The organism is Nocardia sp. NPDC006630, from assembly GCF_040611495.1.
In the GTDB taxonomy this organism is placed as follows: domain Bacteria; phylum Actinomycetota; class Actinomycetes; order Mycobacteriales; family Mycobacteriaceae; genus Nocardia.
In genome coordinates this window covers 635,599-653,286 of the sequence record NZ_JBEXOK010000005.1, presented here as the reverse complement: position 1 = coordinate 653,286, position 17,688 = coordinate 635,599, and the positions used below count along the sequence as shown (strand labels likewise).

General features: G+C 66.5%; 16 protein-coding genes and 1 riboswitch. Of the genes, 9 read left to right on the top strand and 7 right to left on the bottom strand.

Annotated elements, in window-relative coordinates:
* Nucleotides 1-82: 82 nt before the first annotated feature.
* The 4 genes from ABZX86_RS17890 to ABZX86_RS17875 all read right to left on the bottom strand — a co-directional run bounded on the left by ABZX86_RS17890 (nucleotide 83) and on the right by ABZX86_RS17875 (nucleotide 4,943).
* Complete coding sequence (locus ABZX86_RS17890; RefSeq protein WP_355124687.1) at nucleotides 83-310, bottom strand: hypothetical protein; 228 nt, start codon at nucleotides 308-310, stop codon at nucleotides 83-85.
* 132 nt (nucleotides 311-442) lie between these two features.
* Nucleotides 443-1,654 (bottom strand): MFS transporter, encoded by a 1,212-nt coding sequence (locus ABZX86_RS17885; protein WP_355124685.1) that lies wholly within the window; start codon nucleotides 1,652-1,654, stop codon nucleotides 443-445.
* A 233-nt stretch (nucleotides 1,655-1,887) separates the two neighbouring features.
* A complete protein-coding gene (locus ABZX86_RS17880) occupies nucleotides 1,888-3,105 on the bottom strand; it encodes an NADP-dependent isocitrate dehydrogenase (RefSeq protein WP_327143858.1) in 1,218 nt (405 codons plus the stop codon).
* A gap of 344 nt (nucleotides 3,106-3,449) precedes the next feature.
* Nucleotides 3,450-4,943: an MFS transporter gene (locus ABZX86_RS17875; RefSeq protein ID WP_355124682.1), complete on the bottom strand. Its 1,494-nt coding sequence runs from the start codon at nucleotides 4,941-4,943 to the stop codon at nucleotides 3,450-3,452.
* A 137-nt stretch (nucleotides 4,944-5,080) separates the two neighbouring features.
* Here ABZX86_RS17875 and ABZX86_RS17870 point away from each other — a divergent pair, with 137 nt between their 5' ends.
* The 4 genes from ABZX86_RS17870 to ABZX86_RS17855 all read left to right on the top strand — a co-directional run bounded on the left by ABZX86_RS17870 (nucleotide 5,081) and on the right by ABZX86_RS17855 (nucleotide 8,875).
* Nucleotides 5,081-5,812: a helix-turn-helix domain-containing protein gene (locus ABZX86_RS17870; protein ID WP_355124680.1), complete on the top strand. Its 732-nt coding sequence runs from the start codon at nucleotides 5,081-5,083 to the stop codon at nucleotides 5,810-5,812.
* A 12-nt stretch (nucleotides 5,813-5,824) separates the two neighbouring features.
* Nucleotides 5,825-5,935: riboswitch (SAM riboswitch) on the top strand.
* A gap of 92 nt (nucleotides 5,936-6,027) precedes the next feature.
* Nucleotides 6,028-7,377 (top strand): bifunctional o-acetylhomoserine/o-acetylserine sulfhydrylase, encoded by a 1,350-nt coding sequence (locus ABZX86_RS17865; RefSeq protein WP_327143855.1) that lies wholly within the window; start codon nucleotides 6,028-6,030, stop codon nucleotides 7,375-7,377.
* The gene (locus ABZX86_RS17860; RefSeq protein ID WP_355124678.1) at nucleotides 7,374-8,528 is read left to right on the top strand and encodes a homoserine O-acetyltransferase; all 1,155 of its coding nucleotides are present in this window, start codon (nucleotides 7,374-7,376) and stop codon (nucleotides 8,526-8,528) included. The genes ABZX86_RS17865 and ABZX86_RS17860 overlap by 4 nt, the downstream gene beginning before the upstream one ends.
* Nucleotides 8,529-8,713: 185 nt before the next feature.
* Nucleotides 8,714-8,875, top strand: a complete 162-nt coding sequence (locus ABZX86_RS17855; protein WP_297622201.1) for a hypothetical protein — start codon at nucleotides 8,714-8,716, stop codon at nucleotides 8,873-8,875.
* 140 nt (nucleotides 8,876-9,015) lie between these two features.
* On the opposite strand, the gene ABZX86_RS17850 is transcribed toward ABZX86_RS17855, so the two are convergent.
* A complete protein-coding gene (locus ABZX86_RS17850) occupies nucleotides 9,016-9,333 on the bottom strand; it encodes a DUF3017 domain-containing protein (protein ID WP_355124675.1) in 318 nt (105 codons plus the stop codon).
* Between the two features lie 24 nt (nucleotides 9,334-9,357).
* On the opposite strand from ABZX86_RS17850, the gene ABZX86_RS17845 reads away from it, so the two are divergent.
* The 3 genes from ABZX86_RS17845 to ABZX86_RS17835 all read left to right on the top strand — a co-directional run bounded on the left by ABZX86_RS17845 (nucleotide 9,358) and on the right by ABZX86_RS17835 (nucleotide 11,647).
* Nucleotides 9,358-9,822: a tRNA (cytidine(34)-2'-O)-methyltransferase gene (locus tag ABZX86_RS17845; RefSeq protein ID WP_355124673.1), complete on the top strand. Its 465-nt coding sequence runs from the start codon at nucleotides 9,358-9,360 to the stop codon at nucleotides 9,820-9,822.
* Nucleotides 9,823-9,918: 96 nt separating this feature from the next.
* Nucleotides 9,919-10,590 (top strand): Uma2 family endonuclease, encoded by a 672-nt coding sequence (locus ABZX86_RS17840; protein WP_355124671.1) that lies wholly within the window; start codon nucleotides 9,919-9,921, stop codon nucleotides 10,588-10,590.
* A 61-nt stretch (nucleotides 10,591-10,651) separates the two neighbouring features.
* Nucleotides 10,652-11,647, top strand: coding sequence for an alpha/beta hydrolase (locus ABZX86_RS17835; protein ID WP_355124669.1), 996 nt, complete (start codon nucleotides 10,652-10,654; stop codon nucleotides 11,645-11,647).
* Nucleotides 11,648-11,654: 7 nt separating this feature from the next.
* Here ABZX86_RS17835 and ABZX86_RS17830 read toward each other — a convergent pair whose 3' ends face one another.
* Entirely contained in the window at nucleotides 11,655-11,885 is a 231-nt protein-coding gene (locus ABZX86_RS17830) for a DUF167 domain-containing protein (RefSeq protein WP_355124667.1), read from the bottom strand.
* A gap of 75 nt (nucleotides 11,886-11,960) precedes the next feature.
* Here ABZX86_RS17830 and ABZX86_RS17825 point away from each other — a divergent pair, with 75 nt between their 5' ends.
* Complete coding sequence (locus tag ABZX86_RS17825) at nucleotides 11,961-12,935, top strand: hypothetical protein (RefSeq protein WP_355124665.1); 975 nt, start codon at nucleotides 11,961-11,963, stop codon at nucleotides 12,933-12,935.
* 40 nt (nucleotides 12,936-12,975) lie between these two features.
* On the opposite strand, the gene ABZX86_RS17820 is transcribed toward ABZX86_RS17825, so the two are convergent.
* The gene (locus ABZX86_RS17820) at nucleotides 12,976-16,410 is read right to left on the bottom strand and encodes an error-prone DNA polymerase (protein WP_355124663.1); all 3,435 of its coding nucleotides are present in this window, start codon (nucleotides 16,408-16,410) and stop codon (nucleotides 12,976-12,978) included.
* 216 nt (nucleotides 16,411-16,626) lie between these two features.
* Between ABZX86_RS17820 and ABZX86_RS17815 the strand changes: the two genes are divergently transcribed.
* Nucleotides 16,627-17,613, top strand: coding sequence for an SDR family NAD(P)-dependent oxidoreductase (locus ABZX86_RS17815; RefSeq protein ID WP_355124661.1), 987 nt, complete (start codon nucleotides 16,627-16,629; stop codon nucleotides 17,611-17,613).
* The last annotated feature ends 75 nt before the right edge of the window (nucleotides 17,614-17,688 follow it).

Here is a 17,688-nt window from a genome sequence, read left to right as displayed (position 1 = left end):
CGTACACTTACATACATTTGTGTATGTAATACGGCCCGATTGTGGGCCGGACCAGCGATCCGGCCCAGCGAACCAGCCGGAGCTACTGCTCGGAGTTATACAGGCAGGCGTCGCAGGTCCAGCCGGCGTCGGTCATGACGCAATCGCTCAGCCGAATGTTCTGGTTTCCGATGGTCTCACGACAGGTGGTCGCACAACTATTGAGATCGGGGCCGCAACTTACCGGATCGGCGGAAGCGACACCGGGAACGACAAGAAACAGACCGGCCAGCAAACCACCGGTGAGGACTGCGACTCGAACAGCACGCATGACGGATTTCCTTTCGTAGCAGGAGTTGTCCAGTCGAGAGCGCTCTTCGGCCGACAACTCGAGAGAATATCGGCGTTCGCTGTGAATTCAGCTCGAGGATACCTGTGAGTCTCGCACCGGACGCCGTTTCCGCTACGCCTTACGCGATGCGCGGGCGATCAGCACCGTGCCCGCGAACAACAGCGTGCCCAGCACCGCCAGACCCGTACCCACCACTGCCGGAGCCGTGTAACCGAGGCCGGCGGCGATCACCAGACCACCCAGCCAGGCGCCCGCGGCATTCGCGATATTGAGCGCCGCGTGATTCAGTGCGGCAGCCAGAGTTTGCGCGTCATGTGCCACATCCATCAGCCGAGTTTGCAGGCCGGGTGCCAATGCCGCACCGGACGCTCCGACGAAGAATGCGCCCGCCGCCGCGGTATACGGATTGTGCGCCGCCGCGATAAAGACGGCCAGGATCACCACCATCGAAATCAATGCCGCGAATATCGCGCGATCCACACCGCGATCGGCCAGTACGCCGCCGATGATATTGCCCGCCACCATTCCGAATCCGAACAGCATCAGCACGATCGGCACCAGGCCGACCGACATGCCCGCCACATCGGTGAGGGTCGTGGTGATGTAGGTGTAGACCGCGAACATGCCGCCGAAGCCGACCGCGCCGACCAGCAGCGTCAACAGCACCTGGGAACGACGCAGCGCGCCCAGTTCGGTACGGGGATCGGTGAGGCGAATGCCGGTGAGCTCCGGCACGAATCGGAAGAGCGCGGCAACCGTGGCCGCGCCGATCACGGCGACCACCACATAGGCGTCCCGCCAGCCGAGATGCTGACCCAGCCAGGTGGCGGCGGGAACGCCGACAACATTGGCGGCGCTCAATCCCAGCATAACCGCGGCAACCGCCTTGGCACGCTGCCCCACCGGAGCCAGTGACGCGGCGGCCAGCGAGGCCACGCCGAAATAGGCGCCGTGCGGCAGACCCGTCACGAATCGCGCGATCACCAGCGTCGGGTACGAGGGCGCGAACACCGACGCCGCATTGCCGAGCGTGAAGGCCATCATCAATGCGATCAGCAGCTTCTTGCGCGACATCCGCGCGCAGAGCGCCGCGATCACCGGAGCGCCGACGACTACGCCCAGCGCGTACGCCGAAACAGCATGCCCCGCAACAGGTTCGGAAACATTCATGCCGCGCGCGATCTCCGGCAGCAATCCCATCGTCACGAATTCGGTTGTGCCGATACCGAATCCACCCATCGCCAGCGCGAGCATGGCGGGCACATGCCACCCGCGCCCGGCCGCCGGTTCGATGTACCCGGACGTGGCCGTGCTCTCGGACACGGAATCAACGGATTCGGAGACAGAATTGGCCACGACCAATCGCAACATCCGAGCGAACCCGCCCGATACCCTCCGCACCGGTGATCTCACTCACGAACAGGGCGGATAGGAACCCGCGGCACTCTTTCCCGAGTGCCGAAAGCGGCCCGGGCGCGGAAAACAGTTCGGGCACCCGCTCCGCCGAAGTGGCGGGACAGGTGCCCGGAATGTTCATGGCCCCGAGAGCCGGATACTCAGCGCAGGGTGCGCGCCAGGTTGGCATCGAGCACACCGAGGAACTCCTCGGTGGTCAGGTAGCCCTGGTCGCCGCCGACGAGCAGCGCCAGATCCTTGGTCATCTGGCCGTCTTCGACGGTCTTGATGACGACATCCTCGAGGGTCTGCGCGAAGGCGATGACCTCGGGGGTGTTGTCCAGCTTGCCGCGATGAGCCAGGCCACGGGTCCACGCGAAGATCGAGGCGATCGGGTTCGTGGAGGTGGGCTTGCCCTGCTGGTGCTGGCGGAAGTGCCGGGTGACGGTGCCGTGCGCGGCCTCCGCCTCACAGGTGCGGCCGTCCGGGGTGAGCAGCACCGAGGTCATCAGGCCCAGCGAGCCGAAGCCCTGCGCCACGGTGTCGGACTGCACATCGCCGTCGTAGTTCTTGCAGGCCCAGACGTAACCGCCCTCCCACTTGAGCGCGGAGGCGACCATATCGTCGATGAGCCGGTGCTCGTAGGTCAGGCCGGCGGCGTCGAATTCCTTCTTGAACTCGGTCTGGTAGACCTCTTCGAAGGTGTCCTTGAACATGCCGTCGTAGGCCTTCAGGATGGTGTTCTTCGTGGAGAGGTACACCGGGTAGTTCTGCTGCAGACCGTAATTCAGCGAGGCACGCGCGAAATCCCGGATCGAGTCCTGGAAGTTGTACATACCCATGATCACGCCGCCGTCTTCCGGCATGCGGACGACCTCGTGCTGGATCGGCTCGGAGCCGTCCTCCGGCGTGAAGGTCAGGGTGACGGTGCCGGCCTGATGCACCTTGAAATCGGTGGCGCGGTACTGGTCGCCGAAGGCGTGACGGCCGATGATGATCGGCTTGGTCCAACCCGGAACCAGACGCGGAACATTCGAGATGATGATCGGCGCACGGAAGATGGTGCCGCCCAGAATATTGCGGATGGTGCCGTTCGGCGACCGCCACATCTTCTTGAGGTCGAATTCCTCGACGCGGGCTTCATCCGGGGTGATCGTCGCGCATTTCACGCCGACGCCGTGCTTCTTGATGGCGTTGGCGGCGTCGACGGTGACCTGATCATCGGTCTTGTCGCGGTACTCGATGCCGAGGTCGTAGTACTCGAGGTTCACATCGAGGTACGGAATTATCAGCTTGTCCTTGATGAACTGCCAGATGATCCGGGTCATCTCGTCGCCATCGAGTTCGACGACAGTCCCTTCAACCTTGATCTTGGACATGGACTTCGTGTCCTCCTAGGAAGGTGGTGCTCCCATTGCACGGCCGGGTGAGCACGCTTGTGAGCGGGGACCCCGGCTGTTCAACAAACAACGTATATGCCCGACGTTTTCTGCGGGACCTCTGGTACCAGGTCCGTACAGTTTGTGGCGCCAAACAAGACGAGCGTACTGCTGCTATGAACCGCACCGCACGGGCAGCCCCCGCTGTGCGGGACCCCGCCCTCAGTTACCGGTGAGTAGTGTGCACCGTCACCACGGGGCTTGCCCGGCGCGACACGGGTTGCCCCCGACGCGACGCGGGCCGCGCCTCCGGAGAGGACGCGGCCCGCGAAAGCGGTGGTAGCTCAGACTCCGGCGTGCACGTGCTCGGAGCCCTCCAGCAGCGTTTCCGGCTTGTCCCGGATCATGAACGCGATGATCGGAATGGTCAGCAGGAAGAAGCCGGCGCCCGCGTAGAACGCCACGTCATAACTGTGGATCGCCGCCCGGGCCACCACATTGTCGATGGTCGGGTGATTCTTGGCATACCGCTCGGCCGCCTGCACCGAGAGCGTCATCAGCAGCGCGGTGCCGATGGAACCACCGACCTGCTGCGCCGCGTTCAGCAGCGCACTGGCCACACCGGAATCCTTCTCGTCCACCTGATGCAGCGCGGTGGTCTGCATGGCCACGAACAATCCGCCCATACCGAGCGCGATGAGCAGGATGGCCGGCAGCACGCTGGTGGAGTAGCTGTCACCGAAGGACAGCTGCGCCAGGTACAGCAGACCGCCCGTACCGAGCACCGCACCGGTCAGCATGACCGGGCGCGGCCCGATCTTCGGCAGCAGCGCGCTGGCGATACCGGCCGAGATGACGATGCCCACCGGGAACGGCAGGAACGACACACCCGCCTTGAGCGCCGAGTACCCGAGGGTGAGCTGCAGGTAGAAGCTCAGGTTCAGGAACATGGCGAACATGGCGATCGGGGTGATGAGCGCGACCAGGAACGATCCGCCTCGGTTGATCTCACCCGGAATACGCAGTGGCAGCAGCGGATTCGCTGTTCGACGTTCGATGACCACGAAGGCGACGAGCAGTGCCACACCCGCGACGAGGAAGCCGAGGGTGGTGCTCGCGGTCCAGCCGTCCGAGGCCGCGCGGCTGAAGCCGTAGACGACCGAGATCAAACCGAGCGTCGCGGTGACCGCGCCGGGCAGGTCGTACCCGCCGGTGCGCGGCGCGGGAATGTCCTTGATGACGAAGGCCATGGCGCCGGCGAAGGCCAGCAGTGCGATGGGGGTGTTCACCAGCAGGCACCAGCGCCAGCTGGCGTACTCGGTGAGCAGACCGCCGACGATCAGGCCGATGGCCGCGCCGCCCGCCGAGACGCCGGCGAAGACGCCGAACGCGCGGGCCCGCTCCTTGGGCTCGGTGAAGGTGATCGACACCAGCGACAGCGCCGCCGGCGCCAGCAGTGCGCCGAACGCGCCCTGCAGGCCGCGACCGGCGAACAGTTCCGCGGTGTTCTGCGCCAGTCCGGCCAGCGCCGAGGCGCCGGCGAAGCCGATCAGGCCGATCAGGAAGATGCGGCGACGGCCGAGGTAGTCGGCGAGCCGGCCGCCGAGCAGCAGCAGGCCACCGAAGATCAGCGTGTAGGCGGTGAGGATCCACTGCCGGTTGCCGTCGCTGATGCCCAGGTCCTGCTGGGCGAAGGGCAGGGAAATAGTGACGATGGTGGCGTCGAGCACCACCATCAGCTGGGCCATGGCAATCACGCCCAGCGCCAGCCAGCGCTTGGAAGCGCTTGTCTGACTTGATTTTTCATCGGGCGCGAGAGTCGCCATCCCAGTGGTCATGCCGTCTCCTCAGGAGTGGTTCGAACAGCCTGGTCCATCGTGGCACCTCCAGACAATTGGCGTCAAGAGAAAAGTGTCGCAATCAGACAGTTGGCGGTTCTCGTCACAATATCGCCGGACGGCTATACAATGACGACATGTCCGAGTCGTCGACGCATGCCGGTTCACTGACACTCCACAGCCCCGAGCGGGCGAGTCTGGAGCGTCACCGGCCGGGTCTGCGCGAGCGCAAGAAGCAGCAGACCCGGACGCGCATCATCGATGTGGCGCTGCAGCTGTGCGACGCCCAGGGTTTCGACGCCACCACCGTCGAGCAGATCGCCGATGCGGCCGATGTCTCACCGCGCACCATCAACCGGTACTTCGACAGCAAAGAGGCGATCGTCATCGCCCCGATCGAGGACATGGGCCGCGCGCTCGCCGATCAGCTGCGCGCGCAGCCCATCACCGGCAATGAGCTGCAGGCCCTGCTCGACGCCTTCCAGGCCACGGTCGAGCAGGTCATCGAGGGCGATAATCCGTTGCCGTTTCACTGGTTCCAGCAGATGCAGCGCATTACGCAGCAGAATGCGACGGTCCGCGCCGAGAGCCTGTCCGCGGCCGACACCAAAACCCTCTCCATGACGACGGTGCTCGCCGAACGCCTGCAGACCGACCCGAACGCCATGTCCGTGCGAATGATCTCGGCCACGTGGCATGCCATCGTGCGCATCGGCATGGAATGCGAGTTCGGCGCGACCTCCGAGTTCCCCGATTGCTCCACCGCGGGCACGGCGCGCGAGCTCGTGGACAGCGTGGTCGCCGCCTATGAGGAGTACACGCGCAGTTGCGCCCTCCCCGTCGCGACGGCCGCCACCGGTCCCCGTTAGAATTTCGCATCAGGTCAAGAGCATCAGCGTTAAGCCCCGGCTCGCTGATCGGCAACCCTCCAGCAGCGGCGGGGTGCTCCGGGTGAGGACCAGGCGCTCGAAGGCCGAGCGCAAGCGCACTGTAGGAGGACCCGAGATGTGTTGTTGTCGAAGCTTATTCGCCTTCCGATAACGTCCACCTCCGCCATTCGGCGACCTTTTCTCTGGAGCACGACATGAGTGACTCGACCGCGCCCGCTGCCTCTTCGGCAACCAGCGACATCGACCCGGCCAACTGGTCCTTCGAGACCAAGCAGATCCACGCCGGACAGGCTCCCGACGCCACCACCGGCGCGCGCGCCCTGCCGATCTACCAAACCACCTCGTACGCCTTCCGCGATACCGATCACGCCGCCGCACTGTTCGGTCTCGCCGAGCCGGGCAATATCTACACCCGCATCATGAATCCCACCCAGGACGTGGTGGAGCAGCGCATCGCCGCGCTCGAGGGCGGTGTGGCCGCACTGCTGCTGGCCTCCGGACAGGCCGCGGAGACCTACGCGATCCTGAACCTCGCCTCGGCGGGCGATCACATCGTGTCCAGCCCGCACCTGTACGGCGGTACCTACAACCTCTTCCACTACTCGCTGCCCAAGCTGGGCATCGAGGTCAGCTTCGTCGAGGATCCCGATGATCTGGCGCAGTGGGAAGCGGCCGTACGGCCGAACACCAAGGCGTTCTACGGCGAGACCATCGCCAATCCGAGCAGCTCGATCTTCGATATCCCGGGCATCGCCGGTGTCGCGCACGCGGCGGGCATCCCGCTGATCGTGGACAACACCGTCGCCACGCCGTACCTGCTCCAGCCGCTGAAGCACGGCGCGGACATCGTGGTGCACTCGGCCACCAAGTACCTGGGCGGGCACGGCGCCGCGGTCGCGGGCGTGATCGTCGACGGCGGCACCTTCGACTGGACCGTGCGCGATGCCGACGGTGAGCCGCGCTTCCCGGGCTTCACCACCCCCGATCCCAGCTACCACGGCGCCGTCTTCGCCGATCTCGGCGCGCCGGCGTACGCACTCAAGGCACGGGTGCAGCTGCTGCGCGATCTGGGCGCCGCGGCTTCGCCGTTCAACGCCTTCCTGATCAGCCAGGGCATCGAGACGCTGAGCCTGCGGCTGGAGCGGCACGTGTCCAATGCGGAGGCCGTGGCGGAGTTCCTGACGCAGCAGCCGGGCGTCGAGAAGGTCTACTACGCGGGGCTGCCCAGCTCGCCGTGGTTCGAGCGTGGCAAACAACTGGCTCCCAAGGGTGTCGGCGCCATCGTCTCGTTCGAACTGGCCGGCGGCGTGGATGCGGGCAAGAAGTTCGTGGACACCCTGGTGCTGCACAGCCATGTCGCTAACATCGGGGATGTGCGTTCCCTCGTCATCCACCCGGCGTCCACCACCCACTCCCAGCTGACACCCGAGGAGCAGCTCGCCTCCGGCGTCACCCCTGGTCTGGTCCGTTTGGCCGTAGGTATCGAGGGCATCGACGACATCCTGGCGGACCTGCGCGCCGGATTGACGGCGGCCGCAAGTTGACCGCGAATATCGAATCGAGCACTGCCCGTTCGACGGCGGAAGTCCTGCTTCCGCCGCCGGACGGCACGCTCGGCAGCATTACGATCGGGGAGGTGGCGCTGGAGAGCGGCGCCGTCCTTCCCGACGTGACGCTGGCCGTGCAACGCTGGGGCGAACTATCGGCGAATGCCGACAATCTGGTGCTGATCGAGCATGCGCTGACCGGTGATTCGCATGTGGTCGGGCCGGCCGATGTGCATCACGATCAGGCCGGCTGGTGGGACGGGACCATCGGTCCCGGTAAGGCCATCGACACCCGCGAGTGGTGTGTCATCGCCACCAATGTGCTCGGCGGCTGCAAGGGCAGCACCGGTCCGGCGTCGCTGGCGCCGGACGGAAAGCCTTGGGGCGGACGGTTTCCCGAGATCACCGTGCGCGATCAGGTGACCGCGGAGGCCCAGTTCTTCGATGTGCTCGGGGTCGAGCGCCTGGCCGCCGTCGTGGGCGGTTCCATGGGCGGCATGCGGGTGCTGGAGTGGATGATCGGATATCCGGAACGGGTCGGCGCGGCGCTGGTGCTCGCGGCCAGTGCGCGGGCCACCGCCGATCAGCTCGGCCAGCAGACCACCCAGATCGCCGTCATCAAGGCCGATCCGGACTGGCAGGGCGGTAACTACTACGGCACCGGGCGCGCCCCGATGACCGGTATGGGCCTGGCCCGGCGCATGGCGCATCTCACCTATCGCGCCGAGGCCGAGCTCGATCACCGCTTCGAGAATTTCGCCCAGGGTGACGAGAACCCCTGGGAGGGTGGGCGTTACGCGGTGCAGAGCTATCTGGAATACCAGGCCGACAAGCTCATCTCGCGTTTCGATCCGGCCACCTACGTGCTGCTCACCGAGGCGCTGAATCGGTACGACGTGGGCCGTGGGCGCGGTGGCATCGAGGCGGCGCTGTCGGGCACGCCGGTACCGTGTGTGGTCGGTGGCGTGGATTCCGATCGCCTGTATCCGCTGCGCAATCAGCAGGAGCTGGCCGATCTGCTGCCGGGCTGTAAGGGGCTGGAGATCGTGCACTCCCGCGACGGCCACGACGGCTTCCTCACCGAGACCGAGGCGGTCAGCAAGCTGATGCTCGAGACGATGGAGCTGGCGCGCGCCGCGCGTGCGTGATCGGTACTATCGCGTGCGACCGACCGGTATGTAATGCCTGCGGTGCAATGACCGCAGACAATGCCATGAGTCGCGCCTGTTTCGTACGAATTATCTTGACGCACTGTCGGTTTCGTTCGCGTGACACCAGGTAACCGGAGACCGGAATCCGTGCCGAAACTCGGCGGTGGTCGTATGGTGGTGACATGACAGCAGCCTTCGATGACATGGATCTTCGCGATCTCGTCGCGTTGCTCTCCGATGAGGAGCAGCACGAGCTTCGCCCCGCCGTGCTGCGTGTGCTCCACCGGCTACCGGATCAGGAAATCCTGCGCCGTGAGCTGGGTCGCCGCCTCACCAACGTCTGAGCACAGTCGACAACACCCACTAGAGAATTCCCCGGAAGCCCGGCTTCCGGGGAGTTTGCCGTTGATCTGCGCGGTGCCGGTTTCGCACGGCTGACGGTTTCGCACGGCTGAAGGCTTCGCGCGGCTGGGTGACGCCAGCCTTACGTGACGCCCAGACTGTTGATGGTCGCGGCGAGCACGATGATCACGCTGCCGAGCACCGCCGTCCAGCCCACGTCGAACGGCTTGCTCCGCACCGCCAGCAGGCCCACCCGCTCGGTCGGCAGCAGCAGTCGCAGCGCCGCCGCCAGCAGCGTCGCACCGCCGAAGAAGAACGTCCCGCGCCGCCAGCGATCCCAGGCCAGGAACACCACGGCCACCAGCATCACCGCGGCCACCAGCAGGATGGGCAGGTTGTCACGCACCGCCGCGGCGAACCGGTTGCTGCGCTGTTCGGGGGCGGCATGGGCTGGACTCACGACGCAGAGCTTAACCTGGACCCCGTGTTCCATCTGGTCTTCTTCGAACCGCGCATCCCGCCCAACACCGGCAATGCCATCCGGCTCGCCGCCGGCACCGGCTGCGCGCTGCACCTGATCGAGCCGCTCGGGTTCGACCTCTCCGAACCGAAGCTGCGCCGCGCCGGCCTGGACTACCACGACCTGGCCTCCGTCACGGTCCACGAAAACCTCACCGCCGCATGGGATTCCATCAACCCCGAGCGCGTATTCGCCTTCACCGCGGCCGCCACCACCCGCTACACCGACATCACCTACCGAGACGGCGACGTCCTGCTCCTCGGCCCCGAACCCACCGGCCTCCCCGAAGAGGTCCTCACCCACCCCCGCATCACCGACCACCTCCGCATCCCCATGCTCCCCGGCCGCCGCTCCATGAACCTCTCCAACGCCGCCGCCGTAGCCATCTACGAAGCCTGGCGCCAACAGGGCTTCCCGGGCGCGGTGTAGTGACAGACCGCGCCGGTAGCGGTCTACTGGCAACCAAGGCCCGCGACAATAAGGACGAAACCGTCCTGTCCTCGTAAACCCCGGGAGGCTGCGGATATGCCGAACTACCCTGACGACGTGGCGCTCCCGTATACACAACCCGAGCTCCCCGAGTACATGACGTGGGAGGAACTCGAGCGACTCCCCGAAGAGATCGCCTCGCAGATCGAACTGTGGGACGGACGCGTGGTCTGGCTACGACGCGGCCCCTCGGAGCATCAGACCTTCACCAACCTGATGTGGAGTGGTTTGCGCAAGTGCGCACGAGTTGACACTTCACATCACCCCGAGAACTGCTGGCGGGTAACCGATGAGACGAACATCTTCCTCGGGCGCAGCGGCAAATCCGACTTCCTGACACCGGACTTCCTGGTCCACCGTTGTCTCGAGGCCGCCTACCAGGATATTCGCGCCACCGACGCCCTGTTGGTCGGCGAGGTTCTGTCTCCTGCCAACACCCAGTCCATCGTCGAGGCCAAGAAGGGCCGCTACGCGAGCGCCGGAATCCCCTGGTACTGGGAGGTTTCCCTGGCCGGCGAAACCAGCGCCATCGCGATAGTGCGCGCTTACGGCCTGCAAGCCGAGCCCGGGCAACTGCCAGACGGTGTCCATCCACTCCGAACGGCCAACTACCTTCTCACCGGCGAATGGACGCCCGCCGACACCAACGGCATCGAGTTCGACTTCCCGTTCCCGATCCACATCCCCTGGGCCGAACTCGAATTCTGATGTCACCGGGTTCACAGCTCGGTGTCAGCAGGGGTTTTCCGGGGGCGTGTAGAACGGGCTGATGAGCGAATCTGGTTCGGTTGGGGAGAGTTCGGACGTCACGTGGGCGGTGGATTCGGTCACTGTGTACGGGACGCTCGTTCGGCCGGTTGGGGAGGGGCCGTTTCCGGCGGTGGTGCTGGCGGCGGGGAGTGGGCCTACCGATCGGGATTGGAATTCACCGATGTTGCCGGGGAGCAATGGGAGTGGGCGGCTCATTGCGGAGAGGTTGGCGCGGGCCGGAATCGCTTCGGTGCGGTACGACAAGCGCGGGATCGGGGTGCACGGGAAGGAGCAGCTTCCGGCGCTGCTCGGCAAGGTGAGCATGGCGGGGTTCGCCGAGGAGTTCGCGGGTGCGGTGCGGGTCGCCGCCGATCAGGAGTTCATCCGTGATGATCGGATCTTCGCGCTCGGCAATAGTGAAGGCACCCTGCACGCGCTCAACTATCAGCTGGGCAAGCCCGCGATCTCGCTGCGGGGCCTGGTGCTCGTCAGCCCGCCCGGGCGGTCGGTCGGGGCGGTGGCGCGCTGGCAACTGGCCGCGCAGGCCGCGACCGTGCCGGAGGGCGATGCCATGATGGCGCTCTACGATGCGGCCGTCGCCCGATTCCAGGCGGGTGAACCGGCCGCGCCGGATCCCGCACTGCCCGAAGGTATCCGGCAATTGGTGGCGAGTCTGGAGACGCCGTTCAATCTGCCGTTCACCCGCGAACTCTGGGTCGCCGACGAGTCCGAACTGCTCGGCCAGGTGGATGTTCCGGTGCTGATCGTCATAGGAGACAAGGACGTTCAGGTGGATCGGGTAGCCGATGGCGGGCCGTTGCAGCGGGCTGCCGAGGGCCACTCGAATGTGAGCTTTCTCTTCCCGGAGAATATGAATCATGTTCTCAAACAAGAACTTCGGCCGCGCGCGGAGCTGACTCCGGAGGCGGTGGCCGTCAGTTACAGCAGCCCGGACACCATCCTGGATCCCGAGGCCGTGGCCGGGATTCTGGCGTGGCTCGACGACCGGAGTTGAGTGGGGCTCAGTCGTCGATCTCGAAGCGTTTGAAGCGGGAGGTGGCGCCGGCGGTGATACGGACGGCGGATTTGGGTACGTCGTAGTGGTCGGCCAGGAGTTCACAGGCTGCTTTATTGGCCTTGCCCTCCGTAGCGGGGGCGCGGACGTACAGCTGGAGGGCGCCGTCGTCGAGGATTTCGACGAGTGGGCCCTTCCTGCTGTTGGGTTTGATGGTTGCCCGGACCACTGTCGGCACTGGCTGCTCCTTTCGGGGTGACAGTAGTGTCGCGTATGTCGTGACGGTACGGATCGTCCGAAAGGAAAGTCGGAGATGATCAAACGGTTGATGTTTCTGCTGGCAGCGCTCCTGGGGGTGGGACTGCTGGTGATGGGGACGGCTACGGCCGGACCGGTCACGGTGAAGGACGACTCCCATGTGCTCGACGTCACCAAGGTGACCGCCGCGGCGAACACGCTGTCGAATCCGGTGCAGATCTTCACCACCGAGAAGTTCTCCGACGACAAGACGGCGTTCGACAAAGAGGCGCAGACCAAGGTGGTGAACCCGGCCGACGTGGTCATAGCCATCAATACCAAATCCAAGCATCTGGCCATCCGGACCGGGACCGACTCGCACATTCGCGATACCTCCTCCGCCACTTCGGCATTCACGAATTCCTTCGGATCCGGTGATTACACGGGTGCGACCATCGCGGCGCTGAGCGTGCTGAAGTCGGACACCGAACAGGCCGGACCGGCGACCACCGCGCACAATCAGGCGCCCGCGCCCGTGGCCACCAAGAAGAGCAATGGCTTCGGCTGGCTGGGACTGCTGTGCCCGGTACTGATCATCGCCCTCGTGGTGGGCGCGGTCGTCATGCTGCTCCGTAAGCGCCGCGGCGGCGGTGGCGGCAACCAATTCGGCGGCGGCGGTTTCCCCGGTGGCGGCTACCAAGGCGGCGGCTATCCGCAGGGTGGCGGTTATCCGGGCGGCGGCTACGGCCCGCAGCGCTCCGGTATGAGCCCCGGCATGGCCGGCGGCCTCGGTGCGGCGGCCGGTGCGGTCGGCGGCGGACTCCTCGGCTACGAGCTCGGCAAGGAGTCGGGCGAGAACGAGCAGCGCGACCGCGACTCCAACCAGGGCGGTTACGACCAGGGCGGCGGCTACGACAATCAGCCCCAGCAGGATTGGGGCGGCGGCGGAGGCGACTCCGACTTCGGCGGCGGCAGTGGCGATTTCGGCGGCGGCGACTCGGGCGGCGGCGACTTCGGCGGCGGCGATTCCGGCGGGGGCGGCGACTTCTGACCGAGCCGTAGCCCTGCCCCGCGGCGGAAGTCGTAGCAGGTCAGCGGAAGTCGCGAGAACGGCCCTCTATGCGCAGATCCATGCGCTGCACATGGTCGGCGACCACGGTGACCGCACCCTCGGCATTCTGCACCTGCCCGCGAATGAGCAGGGCAGGCGCGGTTTGCACGAGTCTGCGGTAACGCGCCCAGAGACCGACCGAGCAGACCACATTCACCATGCCGGTCTCGTCCTCGAGATTGAGGAAGGTGACGCCGCCCGCGGTGGCGGGACGCTGCCGGTGGGTGACCGCGCCGCCGACCAGAACTCGTGTGCCATCCCGGATTCCGAGCAACTGGTCGGCGGGCACCACACCCAGCGCATCGAGGCGGGGCCGCAGGAATTCGGTCGGATAACTGCCGGGCGAGACCCCGGTGGCCCACACGTCGGCGGCGGCCAATTCCAGCGCGCTCATTCCGGGCAGCGCGGGCGCCTCGGTGGCCGCGCCGATACCCGGCAGCCGATCGGGACGTTCGCCCGCCGCGGCCCCGGCCGCCCACAGCGCCTGCCGCCGGGTACTGCCGAGACTGCCCAGCGCACCCGCGGTGGCCAGCGATTCCGCCTGCGGCACAGTCAATTCCACCCGCCCGGTGAGATCCAGGAACGAGGTGTAGGGCCCGGACGCGCGAGCCTCCACAATCTTTTCGGCCAACTCCGTGCCGATACTGCGGACCGCCGCCAAGCCGAGCCGGATCTGCGTACCCTTCGCCTCCAGCGTGGCCTCGGCCAGACTGTGATTGATATCCGGCCCGTGCACCGCCACCCCGTGCCGCCGCGCATCGGCGACCAGCGATTGCGGGGAGTAGAACCCCATCGGCTGCGCCCGCAGCAGACCCGCGCAGAAGGCCGCCGGATGGTGCAGCTTGAACCACGAAGAATAGAAGACCAGGGAGGCGAAACTCTGCGAATGACTCTCCGGGAAACCGAAATTCGCGAAGGCGTACACCTTCTCGTAGATGCGGTCGGCGATCTCACCGGTAATGCCGTGCAGTTCGCGCATGCCCTGATAGAAGCGTTCGCGCAGCCGCTCCATCTTCTCCGGCGAGCGTTTGGAACCCATGGCCCGGCGCAGCTGATCGGCTTCGGTGGCGGTGAATCCGGCGATATCCACGGCCATCTGCATGAGCTGCTCCTGGAACAGCGGGATGCCGAGCGTGCGCTCCAGCGAATTCTCCAGCGCCGCATGGTCATAGGTGACCTCTTCGCGACCGTTGCGGCGGCGGAAATAGGGATGCACCGATCCGCCCTGAATGGGCCCCGGCCGGATGAGCGCCACCTCCACCACCAGATCGTAGAAATTACGCGGTTTCAGTCGCGGCAGTGTCGCCATCTGCGCCCGCGATTCCACCTGGAATACGCCCACCGAGTCCGCGCGGCACAGCATGTCGTACACGGCGGCCTCGGTGAGATCCAGCCGGTGCAGTTCGACGGTCTCGCCCCGGTGCTCGGCGACCAGATCGATCATGTAGTGCAGCGCCGAGAGCATGCCGAGCCCCAGCAGATCGAATTTCACCAAACCCGCTGCGGCACAGTCGTCCTTGTCCCACTGCAGTACGCTGCGCCCCGCCATGCGCGCCCATTCGGTCGGGCAGACATCGGCGATGGGCCGATCACAGATCACCATGCCACCGGAGTGGATGCCCAAATGCCTCGGCAATCCTTCCAATTCACCGGCCAATCCGAGCACGTCCGCCGGAATATCGGTCTGCTCCTCCTTGGCGACGCCCGTCCACCGGCTCACCTGTTTGCTCCACGCATCCTGCTGACCAGTCGAAAACCCCAGCGCGCGTGCGGCATCGCGCACCGCCGACCGGCCGCGGTAGGTGATCACATTGGCCACCTGCGCGGCGTACTCACGCCCGTACTTGGCGTAGACGTGCTGAATCGCCTCCTCGCGCCGATCCGATTCGATATCGACGTCGATATCGGGCGGCCCGTCGCGCTCGGGTGACAGGAACCGCTCGAACAGCAGTTTGTTCGCGACCGGATCCACATTGGTGATGCCGATGGCGTAGCAGACGGCCGAGTTCGCCGCCGAACCCCTGCCCTGGCAAAGAATGTCGCTGTTGTGGCAGAAGCTCACGATGTCGTGCACCACCAGGAAGTAGCCCGGGAACTTCAGCTCGGCGATCACCGCCAGTTCGTGTTCGAGCTGCCGGTACGCCTTCGGATTGTCCGCGCGCGGACCGTAGCGGCGCTCCGCGCCCGCCATGGTGAGCTCCCGCAGCCAGGAGTTCTCGTCATGTCCCGCCGGAACGTCGAAGGGCGGCAGTTGCGGTGCGATCAAGCGCAGATCGAAGGCGCATTCCCGGGCCAGCGCAGCAGCATTCGCGACGGCGCGCGGGCAGTCCGCGAACAGCCGCGCCATCTCCGCACCGGAGCGCAGATGCGCGCCGCCGGTCGGGGCCAGCCAGCCCGCCATCTCGTCCAGACTCGACCGTGCCCGAATGGCGGCCAGCGCCATGGCCCGGCGCCGCTGCGGCGGTGCGGCAAAATGTGCTCCGGTGGTGGCCAATACGGGCAATCCCAGCCGATCGGCCAGGGCGATGAGCCGGGCATTGCGCTCATCGTCCTCGGGAACACCGTGGTGGGTGAGCTCCACACTCACGTGTTCGCGGCCGAACCGCTCCACGAGATCACGCAGCGCGGCTTCCCCGGCGGCATCACTCTGCTGAAGTGCTTGCCGCACAGTCCCTTTGCGACATCCGGTGAGCACATGCCAGTGCCCGCCCGCCGCCTCGGTGAGCCGATCCAGGTCGTAGCGCAGCACCCCCTTCTCCCCCGCCGCCATATGCGCGGCCGCCATCTCCCGCGACAACCGGCGGTACCCCTCCTGCCCGCGCGCCAGTATCAGCAGATGCGGCCCGACCGGATCCGGCGCACCGGTGCGCGGCGCGGAATCCGCCCCGCCGATCTCACCCTGTCCCGCTCCGCTCTCACCGCGCCCCCGGCCGCGCCGCCCGTCGCGAGCGGCGCCGTCCCGGCCCTCGGAGTCCGAGCGCCCGCCCCGCCTGCGGGTGCCGCGCGGCGCCAGATGCGCTCCGGCACGGGCGGCGGTGCCGAGGGACAGTTCGGCCCCGAAGACGGTCGGCATCCCCCATTCGCGGGCGGCCTCGGCGAAGCGCACCACCCCGTAGAACCCGTCGTGATCGGTGAGCGCGAGCGCTTCCAGACCGAGCCGCACCGCCTCCTCCACGAGTTCCTCGGGCGGGCTGGCGCCGTCGAGAAAGCTGTAGGCGGAGTGGGTGTGCAGTTCCGCGTACGGCGTCCCCGAGCGCTCGACGCGTTCCCGCGGTCCGGCCTCGTATTTTTCGCGCTTGCGGGACCAGGCCGGGCTGTCGCCGCCGTCGCCCTCGATCTCCCGGGCCCGGCCGGGCCGGCCGGAGAGCACGCGTTCCAGCTCCGACCAGGTCGGCGGACCATTGTGCCAGCCCACGCCCCGCCTCCTCCGCCTCGATCGAACCCTTCCGGGCATCGAACATACATTCGATGATTCGAGACATTACGCCAGACCCAACCGAACGGTCTGTAAAACTCACCCACCGGTTCAGCGACCGGCCGGACATCGTGACCACCCCTGCGCGCGCCACTCCTGGCACCGGAACTTACTTTGGAGTAAGTTCAAGGCACTTCGATCTGCAAGGGAGCAGTGATGACCGATAGCTCAGCCGCCGACGACAACGGTTACCTGGCCCGTCGGCGCGCCCGGCGCGACCTGACCGGCAAGCACGTTGTCATTACCGGGGCCTCCTCCGGCATCGGGCGCTCCGCCGCGCTGGCCGTCGCCGAAAAGGGCGCGGTCGTATTTTTGATGGCCCGCCGCGGTGAGGAACTGGCCGTCGTGGTCGACGAGATCAAGGCCGCCGGGGGCGAGGCGCACGGCTATCAGTGCGATGTCACCGACGCCGACTCCGTGGACGCCGCCATCACGCTCATCCTCGCCGAGCACGGGCATGTCGACATGCTGGTCAACAATGCCGGGCGGTCCATCCGCCGGGCCGTGCACCGCTCCACCGATCGCATGCACGACTTCGAGCGCACCATGGCGGTCAACTATTTCGGCGCCGTCCGCATGACCCTCGCGCTGCTGCCGCAGATGCGGGAGCGCAAATTCGGTCACATCGTGAATATTTCGAGCGCCGGCGTGCAGGTGGCCACCCCGCGCTTCGCCGCCTATCTGGCCAGCAAGGCGGCCCTGGACAAGTTCGCCGAGGTGACCGCGGCCGAAATGTTCTCCGACAACGTCACTTTCACCACCATCCATATGCCGCTGGTGCGCACTCCGATGATCACGCCCAGTGGCGATCAGGGCACCTCCACCCAGTCCCCGGAGTGGGCCGCGGCGACCATCGTGCGGGCCCTCAGCGAGCGGCCGCGCCGCATCGATGTGCCGCTGGGCACGCTCGCGGAGTACGGCAGTCTGGTCGCACCGGCCATCAAGGAGCGGGTGCTGCACCGCTACTACCGCGCCATCGGCGATTCCCCCGCCGCCAAGGGCGAGACGGTGCTCGAGCCGGAGACCGTCGATGTAGAAGTTGTTGTGCCGCAACGTCACCGACGGACAGTGCCGCCCGCGATCCGCGTCACCGGCACCGCACTGCGCCGGGCCGCGCGGCTGGTGCCCGGCACGCACTGGTGAGCGCGTAGCGACTCACCGATCCGAATCACCTCGACGGCAGCGCTTTCCGCTCATCAGCACCGGAAAGCGTTGCCG

Coding starts and splice junctions, on each gene's coding strand:
- ABZX86_RS17890 (WP_355124687.1), bottom strand. CDS start 310: ATGCGTGCTGTTCGAGTCGCAGTCCTCACCGGTGGTTTGCTGGCCGGT.
- ABZX86_RS17825 (WP_355124665.1), top strand. CDS start 11,961: ATGATCAAACGGTTGATGTTTCTGCTGGCAGCGCTCCTGGGGGTGGGA.
- ABZX86_RS17870 (WP_355124680.1), top strand. CDS start 5,081: ATGTCCGAGTCGTCGACGCATGCCGGTTCACTGACACTCCACAGCCCC.
- ABZX86_RS17865 (WP_327143855.1), top strand. CDS start 6,028: ATGAGTGACTCGACCGCGCCCGCTGCCTCTTCGGCAACCAGCGACATC.
- ABZX86_RS17815 (WP_355124661.1), top strand. CDS start 16,627: ATGACCGATAGCTCAGCCGCCGACGACAACGGTTACCTGGCCCGTCGG.
- ABZX86_RS17835 (WP_355124669.1), top strand. CDS start 10,652: ATGAGCGAATCTGGTTCGGTTGGGGAGAGTTCGGACGTCACGTGGGCG.
- ABZX86_RS17855 (WP_297622201.1), top strand. CDS start 8,714: ATGACAGCAGCCTTCGATGACATGGATCTTCGCGATCTCGTCGCGTTG.
- ABZX86_RS17840 (WP_355124671.1), top strand. CDS start 9,919: ATGCCGAACTACCCTGACGACGTGGCGCTCCCGTATACACAACCCGAG.
- ABZX86_RS17880 (WP_327143858.1), bottom strand. CDS start 3,105: ATGTCCAAGATCAAGGTTGAAGGGACTGTCGTCGAACTCGATGGCGAC.
- ABZX86_RS17875 (WP_355124682.1), bottom strand. CDS start 4,943: ATGACCACTGGGATGGCGACTCTCGCGCCCGATGAAAAATCAAGTCAG.